Source organism: Pseudomonas oryzihabitans (assembly GCF_001518815.1).
Taxonomy (GTDB): Bacteria; Pseudomonadota; Gammaproteobacteria; order Pseudomonadales; family Pseudomonadaceae; genus Chryseomonas; species Chryseomonas oryzihabitans_E.
Genome location: NZ_CP013987.1, coordinates 2897937 through 2914417, shown reverse-complemented (window position 1 = coordinate 2914417; position 16481 = coordinate 2897937). Strand labels below are relative to the sequence as shown.

Genomic DNA, 16481 nt, shown 5'->3' with positions numbered 1-16481 from the left:
GTCTCCTCAGGCGTTGGCCGGTGCGACGGGCTTGGCGGTGGCGGCCTGGCGCAGGGCGTCGCCGACCTGGGCAGCCCGTTCGTGGAAGTAGCGGCCGGTGTGCAGGCTGCTCGGGCCGAGGCGGGCGAAGCGGATCATCAGGTACATCTCCACGATCAGGAGCAGGGTGTAGAAGGTCACCAGGGCGCCGATGGAGCCCCACAGATCGGCCGGAGCCAGGGTCGAGGCCGACAGGTGGGTGGGCAGGACCTCGCTGATGGTCCAGGGCTGGCGGCCGTGCTCGGCCACCCACCAGCCGGTCTGGGTGGCGATCCAGGGCAGCGGCAGGCTGAACAGGGCCCACTTCAGCAGCCAGGGCTTCTTGAGCTCGTTGCGCCGGGTCGAGGCCCAGAAGGCGCAGATGAACAGCGCCAGCATCAGCACGCCACTGGCGACCATGATGCGGAAGGTCCAGAACAGGCTGGCGACGCCAGGAATGGTGTCCCGCGCGGCCTGGCGGACCTGCTCGGGGGTGGCCGTGGCGGGATCGTTGACGTACTTCTTCAACAGCAGGCCATAGCCCAGGTCCTGCTTGTGGGCGTCGAAGGCGGCGCGGGTGGCGGCGGAATCGTCGCCGGCGCGCAGTCGCTCCAGCAGGGCGTAAGCCTGGGCGCCGTTGCGGACGCGGGCCTCGTATTGGCTGACCAGATCCTTGATGCCGGTGACCTGTTCGGTGGTGGAGCGGGTGGCGATCAGACCCATCAGGTAGGGGATCTTCACCGCGTAGTCGGTGCGCATCTCCTGTTGATTGGGGATGCCGAACAGGGTGAAGGAGGCCGGGGCTTCCTCGGTGTTCCACTCGGCTTCGATGGCGGCCAGCTTGACCTTCTGGACCTCGCCCACGCGATAGCCGGATTCGTCACCCAGCACGATCACCGAGATGACCGCGGCGGTACCGAAGGCGGCGGCCACGGCGAAGGAGCGCCGGGCGAAGCCGATGTCGCGACCCTTGAGCAGGTAGTAGCTGGAGATCGCCAGCACGAAGATGGCGCCGGTGACGTAGCCCGAGGCCACGGTGTGGACGAACTTCACCTGGGCCACGGGGTTGAGCAGCAGGGCACCGAAGTCGGCCAGCTCCATGCGCATGGTCACGTAGTTGAACTCGGCGCCGACCGGGTTCTGCATCCAGCCGTTGGCCACCAGGATCCACAGGGCGGAGAGGTTCGAGCCCAGCGCCACCAGCCAGGTCACCAGCAGGTGCTGGCCCTTGGACAGGCGATCCCAGCCAAAGAAGAACAGCCCGATAAGGGTGGATTCGAGGAAGAAGGCCATCAGGCCCTCGATGGCCAGGGGCGCGCCGAAGATGTCGCCGACATAGTGTGAGTAGTAGGCCCAGTTGGTGCCGAACTGGAACTCCATGGTCAGGCCGGTGGTGACGCCCAGGGCGAAGTTGATGCCGAACAGCTTGCCCCAGAACTTGGTCATGTCCTTGTAGACCTGGCGGCCGGTCATCACATAGACCGATTCCATGATTCCCAGGATCACCACCAGCCCCAGGGTCAGGGGCACGAAGATGAAGTGATACAGCGCGGTCATGCCGAATTGCAGGCGTGACAGGTCCACGACGGATTCCGAGATCATCCCGGCAATCTCCTCAAGCTAAAGGAAGGGGTACTAGTCCAGCAGGTGGGCGCTGACCGCCTGGGTGGCGTCGGGCGGAACCGTGGGGGCGCTGAACCAGAGGCTCTTGATCACCATCAGCAGCGCCAGCTTGATCAGCAGGATGACCAAGAGTTCTTTGACCAGGCGTCCGTTCATGGCGACCTCGCGAGCCGTGGCGCCCCTCCAGGGCGGAGTGGCGGCTGCATGCAGGATGCGCCTGCTGGCCCTGGGCAAAACTGATCCAGATCAATTGGCCAGTGGCCATCGCCTGGGGCAGGTTGTCGCAGCCGTTCAGGTCGGGTTCAGAGGGGTTAAGACAGCGTTAAGACGCCAGGGCGCAAGGTAGCACCGTGACTGACGCCGGACCGCCTTTGCGCGGTGACGCCAGCCCCCATGTTCAAGACAGGAGAATCCCCCATGAACGTCTTCAACAAGATGGCCGCACTCGCCCTGCTCAGCACCGCCAGCTATACCGCCATGGCCGCCGAGATCAACGAAAGACGCAGCCAGGCCGTGCCGCAGCCCAAGGTCGCGCAAGCCGAGGTCGCACCGGTCCAACAGGTAGCCGCCAGCCGCTGGGACCAGGTGCTCGATCCCAAGGCCTATGGTCAGGCCTCGGTCCGCTACCGGGCCCGAAGCGTGGATCCGGCGCTGCTGCGGGGCGTCAGCCTCGGCTAGGCCGTCGCCGACGCGAAGTCGGGCCGACCTGGCGACGGGATCTCCGTCGCCAGGCCGTCCTTTGAGTCTGCGTGCTATGGTGAGCCTCTCCGGAGACGTGGAGAGGGGAGAAGACCTTGGAGACGATGGCGCCCAGGCGCGAACGACCTCTGCCGCTACGCTGGGACGCCCATGCCTGCCTGCCCCTTGTGCCGGGGCAGGACATGTCTGCCTTGGGTCGCTATCGCGACGCCGGCTTCCATCACGTGTCGATCAACGTCGGCATGGACATGACGCCGTTCACGACGGTGCTGCAAACCCTCGCCGGCTTCCGCGCCTGGCTCGCTCGGCATGACGCGCACTTCTGTCTCGCCGGCGAGGTGGCCGACCTCCACCGTGCGCGCGAGCAAGGCAAGCTGGCCATTTCCTTCGATCTGGAAGGCTCGACCATGCTGCTCGACGACCCGGCGATGGTGGGTCTATACGCCTCTCTTGGGGTGCGCCAGATGCTGCTCGCCTATAACCGCGACAACGCCTGCGCTGGCGGTTGCCATGGCGAGGGTGGCGGCCTGACGGCGCTGGGCCGAGCGGTGGTGGCGGCCGGCAATGCAGCCGGCATCACCCTCGACTGTGCCCACGCGAGCGAGCGTGCCAGCCTCGAAATCATGGCGGTCTCGACGCAACCGGTGGTCTTCTCCCATACCAACATCAAGGCGCTCCACGATCATCCCCGGACGGTGAGCGACCGGCAGATCCAGGCCTGTGCCGAACAGGATGGTGTGATCGGCCTGACGGGACTGGGCATCTTTCTGGGTGATCCCGAGGCATCAGTGACCAGCTATATCCGCCAGATCGACTACCTGGCGGAACGGGTCGGGACCCGTCATATCGGCATCGGGCTCGATACCGAGTTGTGTCCTGACGACCATGACCTTCCCGCGGGAGTCGACGTGGAAGACTGGTGGCCGGCGCGCCATTATGGACAGCCTCACGGCCATACCCAGCTGCAACCGGAGGCGCTACCCGAGCTCAGGCAGCAGTTGGCCGGCAGGGGTTACGGCGACGTCGATATCGATGCCATCCTGGGCGGTAATTTCCTGCGCATCGCGAGTCATACCTGGCCGTCTTCGGCTGCCTGAGTCCTTGCATAGACGGCGGAACGTTCGGCGCGGCGGTGTGCCCAGCGCAGGCAAAGCACCTTGGTGGTGATCCCTGGGTTAGACGTATTGCGCCGCCGCGTAACCCGAGGCCCAGGCCCACTGGAAGTTGAAGCCGCCCAGGTGGCCGGTGACATCCAGCACCTCACCGATGAAGTACAGGCCAGGTGACTTGAGCGACTCCAGGGTCTTGGACGAGACCTCGCGGGTGTCGACGCCGCCCAGGGTGACCTCGGCGGTGCGATAGCCCTCGGTGCCCGCCGGGACCAGTCGCCAGTCGTGCAACCGCGCGGCGATGGCCTTGAGTTCTTCGGGGGTGTACTGCTTGAGCGGCCTGGACTGGAACCAGCTGTCGGCGAGCAGGGTGGCCATCTTCTTGGTGAACAGCTCGCCCAGCAGCGTCTTGAGTTCGCTGTTGGGGCGCGCCTGGCGCTGCTCGGCGAGCCACTGCACCAGGTCGAGATGAGGCAGCAGGTCGATGCTGAGCGTATCGCCCGGTTGCCAGTAGGAAGAGATCTGCAGGATCGCCGGACCGCTGAGGCCGCGATGGGTGAACAGCAGATTCTCGACGAAGCTCTGGCCGTTGCAGCTGATCCGGCAGTCTTCCACCGCCGTGCCGGACAGGGCGCTGCAGAACTCCTTCAGCTGGGGATCGGTGACGGTGAAGGGCACCAGGCCGGCCCGGGTGGGCAGGAGCTGATGGCCGAACTGGCGGGCGACCTGATAGCCGAAGCCGGTAGCGCCCAGGGTCGGGATCGACAGGCCGCCGGTGGCGATCACCAGGGACTCGCCGCGCACCGGGCCCAGGCTGGTCTGCAGCTGGTAGCCACCCGGGTCGAGGCGGGCGATCTCCTGCACCGAGGTATCGAGGCGGATATCGACGCCGCCCTGTTCGCACTCGTCCAGCAGCAGGGCAAGGATGTCGCTGGCCTTGTTGTCGCAGAACAGCTGGCCGAGCTTCTTCTCGTGATAGGGCACCCCATGCTTGGCCACCAGGGCGATGAAGTCCCATTGGGTGAAGCGGGCCAGCGCCGATTTGCAGAAATGCGCATTCTGCGAGAGGAAGTTGGCGGGCTCGCAATAGAGATTGGTGAAGTTGCAGCGGCCACCGCCGGACATGAGGATCTTCTTGCCGGCCTTGTTGGCATGGTCGATTACCAGCACCCGGCGGCCGCGCGCGGCGGCGCTCAGGGCGCACATCAAACCTGCGGCGCCGGCACCGATGATGATGACCTGGGTATCGAACACGCTGAACTCCTCGCCTACTGACAGCGGGTCACTGGCCCGCGGCGGCGCATGTTACCCGATCGGTCGAGCCGGGTGGATGGCCGCCGTCGCGCCACCGGTCGCTACCCGGTCGCCGGAGCTGACCGGACAGGAAAGGCAAGGAACCCCGCCATGCCGCATCCGCCGCAGACGACACCGGGTGCGGCGGCGAGGTCTGCCTTGCGCGGGTCAACGGTGAGCCGCGGCGTCCTCCAGAATCTTCTGCAGGCGGCGCGACAGCTCTTCCACCGAATAGGGCTTGTGGATCAGCTCGAACCCCTGGGCGCCGTTGGTTGCCAGGACATGGCTGTAGCCGGAGGTCAGCAGAATGGGCAGGCTGCGATACAGCCGTCTGATTTCGATGGCGAGGGCGAGGCCGCCCATGCCAGGCATGACCACATCCGAAAAGACCACGTCGTAGTGCTCTGGCCTTTCCGCGAGCAGGATCAGGGCCGCCTCGGCGTTGGGGGCCAGGACGGGGTGATAGCCCAGATCCCGCAACGAGTCTGCCGCGAAGGTGCCGACGTCGGGATTGTCTTCCACCACCAGGACCGAGGTGCCTCGTCCATCGGCCACGGCCAGGGTTTCGTTCGCCGCCAGGGGCTGCACCGCACTGGTCGCCCGCGGCAGGTAGAGCTGAAAGGTGGTGCCGCGGCCGACTTCGCTCGCTACCCGGATTTCGCCGCCGGATTGCTTGATGAAGCCAAACACCTGACTCAGGCCCAGCCCCGTGCCCTGACCGACCCGCTTGGTGGTGAAGAAGGGTTCGAAGATCTGTGCGAGGTGCTCTCGGGCGATGCCGCTGCCGGTGTCGGTGATCGAGATGACTATCGCTGGAATCGCCAGGGCGGCGTGTGAGGGGCTCTCCGGAATTGCCTCGACCGTCGTGACGGCTATGGTCAGCTGGCCCGCGCCGTCCATGGCGTCGCGGGCATTGACCACCATGTTCACCAGGGCGGTATCGAACTGGCCGGGATCGGCGTAGACCAGGCAGGGATGATCGGGCAGGTCGAGCGCGACGCTGATCCGCGAGCCCAGCAACGTCCCCAGCATGTCGTTCAGGGCCTGGACGTTCGAGCTTGCCGAAAATACCTCGGGGGTGAGCGCCTGGCGCCGGGCGAAAGCCAGCAACTGACCCGTCAACTTCGCCGCCCGGTCGATGGTGGTGGAAATCGCACCGATGTAGCGGTCGCGTCGCTCCTCGCTCAGGTTGGGTCGCTTGAGCAGGTCGCAGGACGACTTGATGACGGTCAGCAGGTTGTTGAAGTCATGGGCCACCCCACCGGTGAGCTGACCGATGGCCTCCATCTTCTGCGATTGCCGCAGGGCATCCTCGGCCGTCGCCAGGTCCAGCGCCTGCTGCCGTTGGTGGGACACGTCGCGCACCGTAGCGTAGATGAGGTCATCGCTGCGCACGGCATTCCAGGACAGCCAGCGGTAGGAGCCGTCGCGATGGCGATAACGGTTCTCGAAGCTGACCAGCGGCGTCCCCTGCTGCAGCTTCCAGAACGCCTGGCGGGTGGCCGTCAGGTCGTCGGTGTGGACGAGGGCCATCAGCGGCTGGGCCTTGAGTTCGCTGATCGTCCAGTCCAGGGTCACTACCCAGGCCGGGTTGAGGCTGAGGAAGAAGCCGTCGAGGCTCGCCACGCAGAGGGGATCGTTGGAGCACCTCCAGATCTGATCACGCTCGGCGGTGCGCGCCGAAACCTGGCGTTCCAGGTCGTCATTGAGGGCGGAGATGGCCTCGGCCCGGGCCTGGAGCGCCTGATCCGCAAGGACACGCCTGCTGATGTCGCGCGAGATGCAGACGATCTTGGGGTGCCGGGTGCCCGCCACCTCGAAGGGCGAGCAGGACACCTCCCACCAGCGCGGCTCCCCCTGGGAGGTCGGGCAGAAGCCCTCGACCCGGGTCGCCTGCCCCTGGCCGGCCTGTTCGACGGCCTTGCGGATCTTCCAACGTTCGTCTTCCGGCCATAGCGCGGCATATTCCTGCCCCAGGACCTGATCCTCGGTGTGGAGCTGGATGAGTTCCAGGCCCTGGGCGTTGACGAATTCGATGTGGCCATCGGTGGACAGCACCTTCACGCAGTCCAGGCTGGCCTTGAGCAGACTGCGGGAGAAGGCCTCGCTGTGCAGCACGTTGCGCGCCGCGACGAAGCGCCGCTGCGCCGCGATCTCCAGCGCGATCATGCTGGCGAACAGCTCGAAGCTCGTGAGGACTTCGGGGCGACTCGGTCGGGCGGGTTCGGGGTCTATGGCGCACAGGGTGCCGAAGAAGGAACCGTCGTCCAGCACGATGGGGACGGAAATGTAGCTGCGGAAACCATACTGCCGGGGCGTGTGGTGGTCGCGGTAAAGCGCATCCTGCTGCACGTCATCGATCACCACGAGCTGGCGGTGGTCGCGGATCTCATCGCAGATCGTCGACTTGACCACCAGCTCCCCGCCAGGCGCGAGACCGAAATTGATGTGGTCGAGGGTGCTGCAGGCGATCCAGCGGTCATCGGTCACCCGGGCGACGGCCGCGAAGCCCATGCCGGTCAGCTGGCATATCGCTGCCAGAATCCTGGGTACAGCGGCGATCTCGGCGACGAGATCAAGGTCGTCGGCGAGGACGTACGAAGGAATTGGGGTCGAGGTCAGGGAGCTCATCGGGCCACTCGTACGTTGCCCCGCCCAGACAGCAGGGAAAATGGCGAGCGACAGGCGGGCGCCTTTAGGCCGAGCACTGGAAGCGTCCGTCGCGCGCCGTGCCCGGCCAGTATAACGACCCGCCAAGCGAAGCGGGCGATAGGATTATCGCTGCAATGTGATGCCCATCGCCCGCTTCTTATGCACTCCGCTGTACGTCTGTCCTGCCGCTCCCAAGCCTCAAGCCGGTCGCAGGATTCCACACAGCGGCGGCCGCCGTCCGGCCCAGGGCTGGGCGCGCTCCAGCTGGGCGGCCAGGGCCAGCAGGGTACCTTCCTCGCCAAAGCGAGCGGCGAAATGGCTGCCCAGGGGCAGGCCATTGGCGGTCCACCACAGGGGTACCGACATTGCCGGCTGGCCGCTGGCGTTGAACAGAGCGGTGAAGGGGGAATAGCTGTGGAAGGCGGCGATGGCCTCGGCCAGCGGGCGTTCCTCGTGCCCGCCGTCCAGCTCGCCCAGGCGTGGCGGTTCGCGGGTCAGGGTGGGGGTGAGGATCACATCGTAGTCGGTGAGAAAGCGCGCCAGGGTCCGGCCCAGGGCATGCAGGCCCTCCACCGCGGCGGCATAGCGATGGGCCGGGATATCGCCCCGCTCGCGCAGGATCACCCGCGTGCGGGCATCCAGCTCCTCGTCGCTGACCGGGGCGCCGCGCAGGGCGCCAAGGACCTGCAGGTAGTGGCGGGTGCTGGGGCCGATGATGTCGAAGACCTGGTCGAGAAAGCCTGGCAGATCCACTGGCAGGGTCGCGGGCTCGACGTGGTGGCCGAGGCTTTCGCACAGCCGGGCGGTGTGGCGCACCGCGTCCAGGGCGTCGGGTCCGCTGGGCCAGGGCGCCAGATGCTCGACCAGGGCGATGCGCAGGGGGCGCGGATCGCGCTCCAGCAGGCTGGCGAAGGGGACGTCGTGGGCCGGTGCGGCATAGGGCGCGCCGAGATCGGCACCGGCGGTGGCATCCAGCAGCAAGGCGTTGTCGCGCACCGACAGGCTCATGGCATGGGGTGTGCCCATACCGGCCCAGCCTTCACCGACCATGGGCCCGGAAGGCATCCGACCACGGCTGGGCTTGAGGCCGAAGATCCCGCAGCAGGACGCCGGCACCCGCAGCGAGCCACCGCCGTCGTTGCCATGGGCGAAGGGCACCACCCGCGCGGCGACCAGGGCTGCCGCGCCGCCACTCGATCCCCCGGCACTGTGGACGCGATTCCAGGGATTGGCGGTGGCGCCAAAGCGGCGGGACTCGGTGCTGTAGGAGGTGCCGAATTCCGGTGAGGTGGTGGTGCCGACGAACAGGCAACCGGCCTGGCGCAGGCGGGTCACCAGTTCGCAGTCGAAATCCGGTCGGGCTTCGCCCAGGGCCAGGGAGCCATTGGTCATGCGGGCACCGGCCAGCGGGGTGAAGAGGTCTTTGACCAGGGTCGGTACCCCGGCGAAGGGCGCTGACAGGTCGAGCGGTACCTTGGCGGCTGCACGGGCCTGGTCGTATAGCCGTTCGCTCACGGCATTGAGGTCGGGCTCCACGGTGTCCAGGCGGTCGATGACGGCTTCGAGCAATTCGCTGGCAGTGATTTCTTTTTGTCGCAACAGCGTTGCCAGGCCGTGGCCATCTTGGGTGTCCAGCAGGGGTTGCAGGCTATGCATGGGAGATCCTCGAGCAGAATTCAGGAAGAGCGCGACGGGGTCGGCAGGGCGGCCTTGCGCCGCAGCAGGCCGACGGCGGCCCAGGCGAGTGCGGCGACCAGGGCGGCGCTGGCCAGGGCGCGGATGGCCAGGTGCAGATCGCCGGCAAAGGGCAGGATCACGGCGACCACCAGGGGGCTGGCGAACTGGCCCAGGTAGAGGCAGCCGGTGTAGCCACCCATGCCACGACCCCGCGCCCGGGCGCTCAGGGCGCCCATCACCGGTGCCATGGTGTTGGGCACCAGCATGCCGACGCCGAGACCATGCACCGTCACCGCCACCAGCACGGCTTCATAGCTGCGGGCGTTCACCAGCAGCCAGAGGCCAATGCCCATGCTGGCTAGCAGCACGGCGTTGCAGCCAGCCAGGCCCCACCAGCGACGCAGCAGCGGCCACAGCAACGGCCCGCCCAGGGTCGCCAGCAGCCCCAGGCCCGCCGAGGCGCCGATCAGGGTGCTGGAGGTGATGCCCAGCTGCACCAGCAGCAGCGGACTCTGGATGGGCACCACCACGCTGAGCACCATGCCGGCGAAGACCAGCAGGTAATTGACGATCAGGGGCAGCGGCGCACTGTGCTGGGGGCCTTCGTCGGCGCCGATGGAGACCTTGGCGCGGACCGGTTCCCACAGCAGTCGCAGCATGAAGGGCACCAGCAGCAGCGGCAGCAGATAGAGGTAGAAGGGCGTACGCCAGGAGTGCTCGCCCAGGGCGCCGCCGACCACATAGAACAGCGAGCCCACCAGGCTGATGGCAATGACCTGGCCGTTGACGTAGGCCAGGCGCTTGCTGCCCTGCCAGTAGTCGGCGATCAGGGTCACGCAACAGGTCATCACCGCCGCCTCGGCCAGGCCGAAGACCAGGCGGGTGAGGGTAATGGCCGGTAGCGACTGCAGCAGCGCCGGCAGCATGCCGAGCAGGGCGTAGCAGAACGTCGCCAGGATCAGCAGGCGCTTGCGACCCAGGCGGTCGGCCAGCCAGCCGGCCAGGGGCGCGAAGAGCGCGATGGCCAGGGCGGGACCGGTCATCGCCAGGGGGATCAGCAGATCGGCGCGGGGTTCGATGGGGCCGAATTCGGCGCCCAGCTTGGGAATGATCGGGGCGACCATCACCGAACCCATGATGGTCAGGCTACTGCCGAGCAGGAGCACGGCGCCCTGGCGCCGGCCGGCCGTGGGGCTGGAGGAGGCTGTGAGTGTCATGCGCGATTCCTCAGAAGCTGTGGGAGAGCCGCACGGCGAGGGTGTAGCCCTCGGCGCGGTTGCGGGCGTCGATGTCCTTGTAGAGGTGCACCCAGACCGGCGGCAGGCCAGGCTTGAAGAAGCTCAGCGCCGGGCCCAGCGCCAGTACCCGGGCACGATTGCCGCGGCTGAGGCCGGGGGCGTCGTCGTCGCTGAGCTGGCGGTAGTAGTAGCCGCCCAGGCCCGCGGTCCAGGGGCCGAAGTGCTGACCCACGGCGAATTCGTGGCGGTATTCCGTGCCGCTGCGGTAGTCGGTGGCGTGGTTGCGGCTGTTGAAATCGGCCTGGAAGCTGGACGACACCTCGAAGCCCGAATCGGTGATGTAGCTCAGGTTGAGCATCGGCGAGATGGTCCAGTGGTTGGTGCCCGGATTGACCAACCGATTCTTGTCATAGTCACCGGTGGGCGCCTGCACCTGGAACCAGAAGTTCACCCCCAGGTTGCGCGAGGGCTCCCACTGCAGGATCAGTGGAATCACCTGGAAATCGGCCTGGCGGAAGAGGTCGGCGCTGTCGGAAAACACCGGGACGCCATTGGCCTTGATGGTGAGGTCCGCGTCCATCTTGAAGAAGGGCGCCACCCCGCCGAAGCCGTAGCGGGCGCCGAGCACCCGGGTATCGGTCATCTTCAGGTAGGCCAGGCCCAGGGACAGGACATCGATGGAAAAGTCGTTGCCGTTGTCGCGGCCATGACTGTCGCGGATGGACGTCGCCCGGTAGTAGTTGGCACGCAGGCCAAGGGTGCCATGGGGCGTGGGCGGCGGGGTAAAGCCGGCGCCGAAGTTGTAGACACCGAAGGCGGTGGTGGGGGAGCCGTTCTCGGTGGCAAGGCTTGCTGCGGTCATCCCCAGGGCGGCGAGGCCGACGGCGAGGACGTGAAACGGACGGGTAACGTTCATGGAGTTCCCTCTTCTTATTGGCCAGTCGAGCCTGAGGGAAAGCCGTTACCCGCCGTTAGCCAGATTCAGCATTTCTGCGCGGCAGGCGCTGGGCTGCTTCCTTGAGGGTGGCGGAGGGCAGTTGCCCGAACAGCGCCTGGTAGTCGCGGGCGAAGCGGCTGAGGTGGCAGAAGCCCCACTGGGCGGCGACGTCCTGCACCGATTCGCCTTCGCCCCGGCGCAGGGCGCGGTGCGCCGCATTGAGGCGCAGGGTGCGCAGGTAGGCGACCGGGTTGATGCCCAGGGTCTCCTGGAAGCAGTACTGCAGCTTGCGGCGGCTGGCGCCGACGCGATTGCACAGCTCCAGGATGCTGGGCGGCTGGTCAGGATGGGCCAGGGCGTATTCCCGCGCCCGCCGCACCATGCGCAATCGCGCGCTGGGCGCCAGCTCGTGGGGTTCGCTGGTGTCGAGCAGATCGAGCAGGTGCATCAGCACGGTGTCGCGCAGGGCGGCGCGGGCACGCGGGTGAACCAGCCAGGTCTGGATCTCCGCTTCCGGGGCGAAGAGTTCATGAGCCAGGGCGGCCAGCTCCCCATGGGCACAGCCGGTAGGGAGGCGATAGCAGCCGGACAGGTCGCGCACGTCGAGCGCGCTGTGCTGGCAGGCCAGCAGGCGCGCCATCTCGGCTTCCTGCAGATTGATGCAGAGCAGATCGAGATTGGCCGGAGTACGCAGCTCCGGCAGATTGTCGCCACGCGCCACCAGCAGCTGGGCCTCGTGCAGGGTATGGCCGCCGCAGTGCAGGGCGCCCGCGTCCCGCATGGGCAGGCTGAAGGTCAGGGTGTCCCCCTGGGCCTCGCCGCTCTTGAGCATGGCCTGGTTGGAGCGATCCCGCAGCAGGCTGAGGTCGTCCAGCCAGAGGTCGCTGAGCTCGCCCTGAAAACGACCCGACGACAGCTGATCGTATTGCATGTGCCAGCCCTCGACGCAGAGCGCATGCTCGTCGATGTCACCGGTATACCGATGCCGGACGCGCGGCGGTAACGCAACGGAGCCGTCTTGGTGCATTTAGGAAACCTTTTGGGTAGCAAAGGGCCGGTAGGCGAGGGACTACAAGTTTCGTACCTCAAGGCAGGGTTTAGCGGCAAAGGTGCCAATTTTGGCTAGTGCGGAGCGGGGAGGGGGCGCTGTGGTCGGGTGGATCATGACGTGACTCGCTCCCTGGCCGTGGCCCGTGACGAGCGGGTATTGCCGCCTGGGCGACCAGCCCCAGCCATAGGCGGGCTGCTCGGATACCTCCTGAACCTGCCTGGCACGGACCTGCTGGGGGGATTCTCGCATCGCACGATCCTCCAGGCTGCGCGCTTTCCAGAAACGTTAAGTTTGTCCGTTGTTGTGAGAATGCTTATCAATTAGAGTCAGCATTCCTTTGCTACCGGATGCAGAAATGCTATCGCCTCTCGCGCCGTCTCAGCCCTCCTGCCAGCCCCGGCCCTCTCTCGACGCGCTCACGCAGTCGGCCGCCTTGGCCTCCCCGGTGAAGCCGGCGGAGGAGAGGGCGGCTGATCGTGCTTCAGCTCTGGGACGGCTATTCGATCATCATCATTACGGACTCCTCAATACGGCAACGCGATTACTCGGGTGTCGAAAGCGGGCCGAGGACGTGGTGCAGGAGGCCTTTCTCAAGGTCTGGGAGCGCCGAGACTCCCAAGCTGTCGTGGAGCCGTCACGCTATCTGTATCGGGTTGTCCAGAATCTGGCCGTGGACCAGCTCCGCCGCAAGAAGCTCGAGGAGCGCTGGTTCGTCAGCCCCGACGAGCAGGATGAAGGCGTGGCCAGCGATCACTCCGCCGAGCGAGTCGTTCAGGCCCGGGAAGAAATCGGGCTGGTGGTGCGCGCCTTGCGCCAGCTGCCGGCGCGCACCCAGGACGTGATCACGCTCTGCCGGGTCGAGGGCCTGACCCAAAGGGACGTCGCCCGGCGTATCGGTGCCTCCCCCGCGCTGGTCAATTTTCTTCTGCAGGACGCCACCCTGCACTGTCGCAATTCCCTGACCGGCAGCTGTGCTGCCCGCAACTGTCCCACGCGAGGTCGTGCATGACGCTCATTCGCCTCATCCTGCGCTATCGGCCCCTGGCGACGATCTTGGTGCTATTACTCAGCCTGGGAGGTGCCTTGCTCAGCGTCGGGGTGATCGCCTTCATCAACTGGCGACTGGTCACGCCCCAGCCCGCCTTGACCGAGGCGCTGCTGCAGTTTCTCGGGCTGCTCCTGCTGTTGCTGATCCTGGCGGCCGGTGCCCAGGTGGCGCTTACCGCCTTGGGCCACAGCTTTGTCTACGATCTGCGGCGGCAGGTGGTGAAGCGGGTGCTGGATACCGACATAGAGCGGCTTGAAACGGTCGGCGGGCCCGCCATCCTGGCCAGTCTGTCCAGTGACCTGCGCAACCTGACCCTGGCCTTCGTGCAACTGCCGGGGCTGCTCTACGGCGCGGTGTTGAGCCTGGCGGCTTTCCTCTATCTGGCGTGGCTGTCCTGGTCGCTGTTTCTCGTGACGCTCGCCTGGATGACGGTGACCCTGGGCCTGGGCTGGCTGCTCGTGTCCCGGCTCAACCGTCACCTGCACCTACTGCGCGATGCCGAGAATCGCCTCTATGAGGACTACCAGGCGCTGATCGAGGGGCGCAAGGAACTGGCGTTGAACCGCGCGCGCGCGCAGCGCTTCTTCGAAGAGGATTTCCAGGCCAACGCCGGTGCCTACCGCGATCACGTCACCCTGGCGGATCGGTACAACGCCATGGCCAGCAACTGGGCCAACACCATGGTCCTGGGTACCATCGGTCTGGCGTTCTACCTGGCCAACGGGCTGGGCTGGGCCAGCAGTGAGGTAGCGGCCACCTATGCCCTGACCATCCTCTTTCTGCGTACGCCACTGGTGATGGCCGTGGCCGCGCTACCGCCGCTGATGGCCGGACGGGTGGCGCTGGAGCGGGTGGAGGCCCTGACCCTGGCCCCGGTCGCGACCGGCTCCGTCGAGCCGACGCAGCCCTTCGCCACGGACTGGGAGCACCTGGAGTTGCGGGGCGTCGAGTATCGCTATCCGCCCCAGGATGATGAACAAGGCTTCGACGTGGGCCCGCTGGATCTCACACTCAGACGCGGGGAAACGGTGTTCCTCATGGGCGGCAACGGCAGTGGCAAGTCGACCCTGGCGCGCTTGCTGACCGGTCTGTACCGCCCGCAACAGGGTTCGCTGGCAGTCGATGGCAAGAGCGTGGAAGTCGCTGATTGGACCGCCTACCGGCAAATGTTCGCCTCCGTCTTCACCGATTTCCACCTGTTCGACCGCCTGCTGGGCCCTGCGGGGGCGACGGCGGCTGGGACCGAGGTAGAGGCATGGCTCCGGCGCTTGCACCTGGGGCGGAAGGTCCGGGTGGCGGAAGGGCGGCTGGTGGACACCCGCCTGTCCCAGGGACAGCGCAAGCGGCTGGCCCTGCTGCTGGCGATGCTGGAGGGGCGCAGCATCGTCCTGCTGGATGAGTGGGCCGCTGACCAGGATCCGCTGTTTCGCCAGCTGTTCTACCGGGAGTTGTTGCCGCAGATGAAGGCCGCGGGGCTGACGGTATTCGCCATCACCCATGACGACGCCTATTTCGATCAGGCTGATCGCCTATTGAAGATGGAGAGCGGTCGCCTGGTGGAGCTGGTGGGCGTACAGCGCGAGCGGGCCAGTCGCGATGCCTTGCGCGAGATCGCCGGCCGCCCTGGCTAGCGGTTGTGAACGGGTACCGATCCGGGGATCGATTGGCAAAAAAGGCCTGAACAAGCGAGCAGGCCATTCGTCGATGAGGTGAGAATGATTGTCAATCGTGCTTTGGGCGGTTGGCGATCCCACCCGGTTATCGACGAGAGGTTCGCATGGAACAGGTCCACGACTATATCGGCATCGGCTTCGGGCCCTCCAACCTGGCACTGGCCATCGCCGCGGACGAGCAGGCGTGCGGACGCCAACCCCAGGGGTGCTTCATCGAGCGCAAGCCGGCGTTCAGCTGGCACGAAGGCATGCTCCTCGACGGCGCCACGATGCAGATTTCCTTTCTCAAGGACCTGGCGACCCTGCGCAATCCCGCCAGCCGCTTCACCTTCGTCAACTACCTGAAGGAGCGCGGCCGGCTGGAGGATTTCATCAACCTCAAGACCTTCTTTCCCAGCCGCGAGGAATACAACGACTACCTGGGCTGGGCAGCCGCGGCCTTTGCCGAGCAGGTGCACTATGGCGAGGAGGTGGTGGCGGTGGAGCCCTGGTATCGCGAAGGTATCCTGGCCGCCGTTCAGGTGGTGTCCCGTGACCAGCAGGGCAGGCTGCAACGCCGCCTGGGCCGCAACCTGATCCTCGGCATCGGAGGCACACCGCAGCTACCGGCGGCGTTCGCCACGCTGAACGATCCGCGGGTCCTGCATTCCTCGGCCTATCGCGGTCGCATCGAGACGCTGCTGGCCGATCCGCTGCAGCCACGCCGAGTGGCGGTGATCGGTGGTGGCCAGAGCGCCGCCGAAATCTTTCAAGACCTGACGCAACGGTTTCCGCAGGTCGAGGCGTCGTTGATCCTGCGGGGCGGGGCGCTCAAGCCATCCGACGACAGCCCCTTCGTCAACGAGATCTTCAACCCGTCCTTTACCGACCGGATCTATGCGCAGTCACCGGAGCGGCGTGAGCGGCTGTCCGCCGAGTACCGCAATACCAACTATTCGGTAGTGGACCTGGAGCTGATCGAGAACCTCTACCAGTTGTTCTACCTGCAGAAGCTGCGTGGCCATGAGCGTCACCGTCTGCTTTGCGAGCGCTCCGTGGAGGCCTGCCGGCCCCTCGACCAGGGGGTGGAGGTGGAACTGGAAGGGCGAGTTGATGGCATGCGCCAGACCCTGAGCTTCGATGTGGTGATCCTGGCCACGGGATATCGCCGTGACTATCACCAGCATCTGCTGGCCGGCCTTCGCGAGCACCTCGAGGACGGCGATCCTGACCGTCACTACCGGTTGCCGCTGGCCGCGGGCGGCGCCGTGCAGGTGTTCCTGCAAGGTGGCTGCGAGGTGAGCCACGGTCTCTCCGACACCTTGCTGTCGGTATTGGCGATTCGCTCCGAAGAGCTCGTCAAGGCCATGGCCCTGTCCAGCGCGACACCAATGGCCATGCGTTCCGCCTGAACCACCAGCCACCTCTCTCTTCTCGGGGCGCTGCCTGGCGGCGTCCGGCACTTTCTTTTTCGCAGGTGAAGC

13 protein-coding genes are annotated in these 16481 nt (G+C 66.4%); 5 read left to right on the top strand and 8 right to left on the bottom strand.

The genetic code is table 11. The features are described 5' to 3' along the window. Positions 1-6: 6 nt before the first annotated feature. Positions 7-1620, bottom strand: coding sequence for a cytochrome ubiquinol oxidase subunit I (locus tag APT59_RS13310; protein WP_059315292.1), 1614 nt, complete (start codon positions 1618-1620; stop codon positions 7-9). Positions 1621-1653: 33 nt separating this feature from the next. After that, on the bottom strand, positions 1654-1797 hold the full coding sequence (gene cydP, locus APT59_RS22565) for a cytochrome oxidase putative small subunit CydP (protein ID WP_017641416.1): 144 nt from the start codon (positions 1795-1797) through the stop codon (positions 1654-1656). A gap of 261 nt (positions 1798-2058) precedes the next feature. Here cydP and APT59_RS13305 point away from each other — a divergent pair, with 261 nt between their 5' ends. Together APT59_RS13305 and APT59_RS13300 are read left to right on the top strand one after the other, a co-directional pair. Further along, complete coding sequence (locus APT59_RS13305) at positions 2059-2319, top strand: hypothetical protein (RefSeq protein WP_059315291.1); 261 nt, start codon at positions 2059-2061, stop codon at positions 2317-2319. A 203-nt stretch (positions 2320-2522) separates the two neighbouring features. Next, positions 2523-3437, top strand: coding sequence for a membrane dipeptidase (locus tag APT59_RS13300; protein WP_237140516.1), 915 nt, complete (start codon positions 2523-2525; stop codon positions 3435-3437). 78 nt (positions 3438-3515) lie between these two features. Here APT59_RS13300 and APT59_RS13295 read toward each other — a convergent pair whose 3' ends face one another. The 6 genes from APT59_RS13295 to APT59_RS13270 all read right to left on the bottom strand — a co-directional run bounded on the left by APT59_RS13295 (position 3516) and on the right by APT59_RS13270 (position 12273). Further along, the gene (locus tag APT59_RS13295; protein WP_059316900.1) at positions 3516-4655 is read right to left on the bottom strand and encodes an NAD(P)/FAD-dependent oxidoreductase; all 1140 of its coding nucleotides are present in this window, start codon (positions 4653-4655) and stop codon (positions 3516-3518) included. A 255-nt stretch (positions 4656-4910) separates the two neighbouring features. After that, complete coding sequence (locus APT59_RS13290) at positions 4911-7373, bottom strand: PAS domain S-box protein (RefSeq protein ID WP_082696354.1); 2463 nt, start codon at positions 7371-7373, stop codon at positions 4911-4913. 219 nt (positions 7374-7592) lie between these two features. After that, complete coding sequence (locus tag APT59_RS13285) at positions 7593-9050, bottom strand: amidase (RefSeq protein ID WP_059315288.1); 1458 nt, start codon at positions 9048-9050, stop codon at positions 7593-7595. Between the two features lie 20 nt (positions 9051-9070). Continuing rightward, on the bottom strand, positions 9071-10288 hold the full coding sequence (locus APT59_RS13280; RefSeq protein ID WP_059315287.1) for an MFS transporter: 1218 nt from the start codon (positions 10286-10288) through the stop codon (positions 9071-9073). 10 nt (positions 10289-10298) lie between these two features. Beyond that, positions 10299-11225: a SphA family protein gene (locus tag APT59_RS13275; RefSeq protein ID WP_059315286.1), complete on the bottom strand. Its 927-nt coding sequence runs from the start codon at positions 11223-11225 to the stop codon at positions 10299-10301. Positions 11226-11280: 55 nt separating this feature from the next. Continuing rightward, positions 11281-12273: a helix-turn-helix domain-containing protein gene (locus APT59_RS13270; protein ID WP_059315285.1), complete on the bottom strand. Its 993-nt coding sequence runs from the start codon at positions 12271-12273 to the stop codon at positions 11281-11283. Between the two features lie 379 nt (positions 12274-12652). Between APT59_RS13270 and APT59_RS13265 the strand changes: the two genes are divergently transcribed. The 3 genes from APT59_RS13265 (at position 12653) to APT59_RS13255 (ending at position 16409) form a co-directional block, all read left to right on the top strand. Beyond that, positions 12653-13306, top strand: a complete 654-nt coding sequence (locus APT59_RS13265) for a sigma-70 family RNA polymerase sigma factor (RefSeq protein ID WP_082696353.1) — start codon at positions 12653-12655, stop codon at positions 13304-13306. Beyond that, positions 13303-14976, top strand: coding sequence for a multidrug ABC transporter permease/ATP-binding protein (locus APT59_RS13260; protein ID WP_059315283.1), 1674 nt, complete (start codon positions 13303-13305; stop codon positions 14974-14976). The genes APT59_RS13265 and APT59_RS13260 overlap by 4 nt, the downstream gene beginning before the upstream one ends. A 146-nt stretch (positions 14977-15122) precedes the next feature. Then, positions 15123-16409, top strand: a complete 1287-nt coding sequence (locus tag APT59_RS13255) for a lysine N(6)-hydroxylase/L-ornithine N(5)-oxygenase family protein (protein ID WP_059315282.1) — start codon at positions 15123-15125, stop codon at positions 16407-16409. The last annotated feature ends 72 nt before the right edge of the window (positions 16410-16481 follow it).

Bases quoted from the DNA above. Each gene is read 5' to 3' on its own strand.
- APT59_RS13310 (WP_059315292.1), bottom strand. From the start codon at position 1,620: ATGATCTCGGAATCCGTCGTGGACCTGTCACGCCTGCAATTCGGCATG.
- cydP (WP_017641416.1), bottom strand. From the start codon at position 1,797: ATGAACGGACGCCTGGTCAAAGAACTCTTGGTCATCCTGCTGATCAAG.
- APT59_RS13305 (WP_059315291.1), top strand. From the start codon at position 2,059: ATGAACGTCTTCAACAAGATGGCCGCACTCGCCCTGCTCAGCACCGCC.
- APT59_RS13300 (WP_237140516.1), top strand. From the start codon at position 2,523: ATGTCTGCCTTGGGTCGCTATCGCGACGCCGGCTTCCATCACGTGTCG.
- APT59_RS13295 (WP_059316900.1), bottom strand. From the start codon at position 4,655: ATGTGCGCCCTGAGCGCCGCCGCGCGCGGCCGCCGGGTGCTGGTAATC.
- APT59_RS13290 (WP_082696354.1), bottom strand. From the start codon at position 7,373: ATGAGCTCCCTGACCTCGACCCCAATTCCTTCGTACGTCCTCGCCGAC.
- APT59_RS13285 (WP_059315288.1), bottom strand. From the start codon at position 9,050: ATGCATAGCCTGCAACCCCTGCTGGACACCCAAGATGGCCACGGCCTG.
- APT59_RS13280 (WP_059315287.1), bottom strand. From the start codon at position 10,288: ATGACACTCACAGCCTCCTCCAGCCCCACGGCCGGCCGGCGCCAGGGC.
- APT59_RS13275 (WP_059315286.1), bottom strand. From the start codon at position 11,225: ATGAACGTTACCCGTCCGTTTCACGTCCTCGCCGTCGGCCTCGCCGCC.
- APT59_RS13270 (WP_059315285.1), bottom strand. From the start codon at position 12,273: ATGCACCAAGACGGCTCCGTTGCGTTACCGCCGCGCGTCCGGCATCGG.
- APT59_RS13265 (WP_082696353.1), top strand. From the start codon at position 12,653: ATGCTATCGCCTCTCGCGCCGTCTCAGCCCTCCTGCCAGCCCCGGCCC.
- APT59_RS13260 (WP_059315283.1), top strand. From the start codon at position 13,303: ATGACGCTCATTCGCCTCATCCTGCGCTATCGGCCCCTGGCGACGATC.
- APT59_RS13255 (WP_059315282.1), top strand. From the start codon at position 15,123: ATGGAACAGGTCCACGACTATATCGGCATCGGCTTCGGGCCCTCCAAC.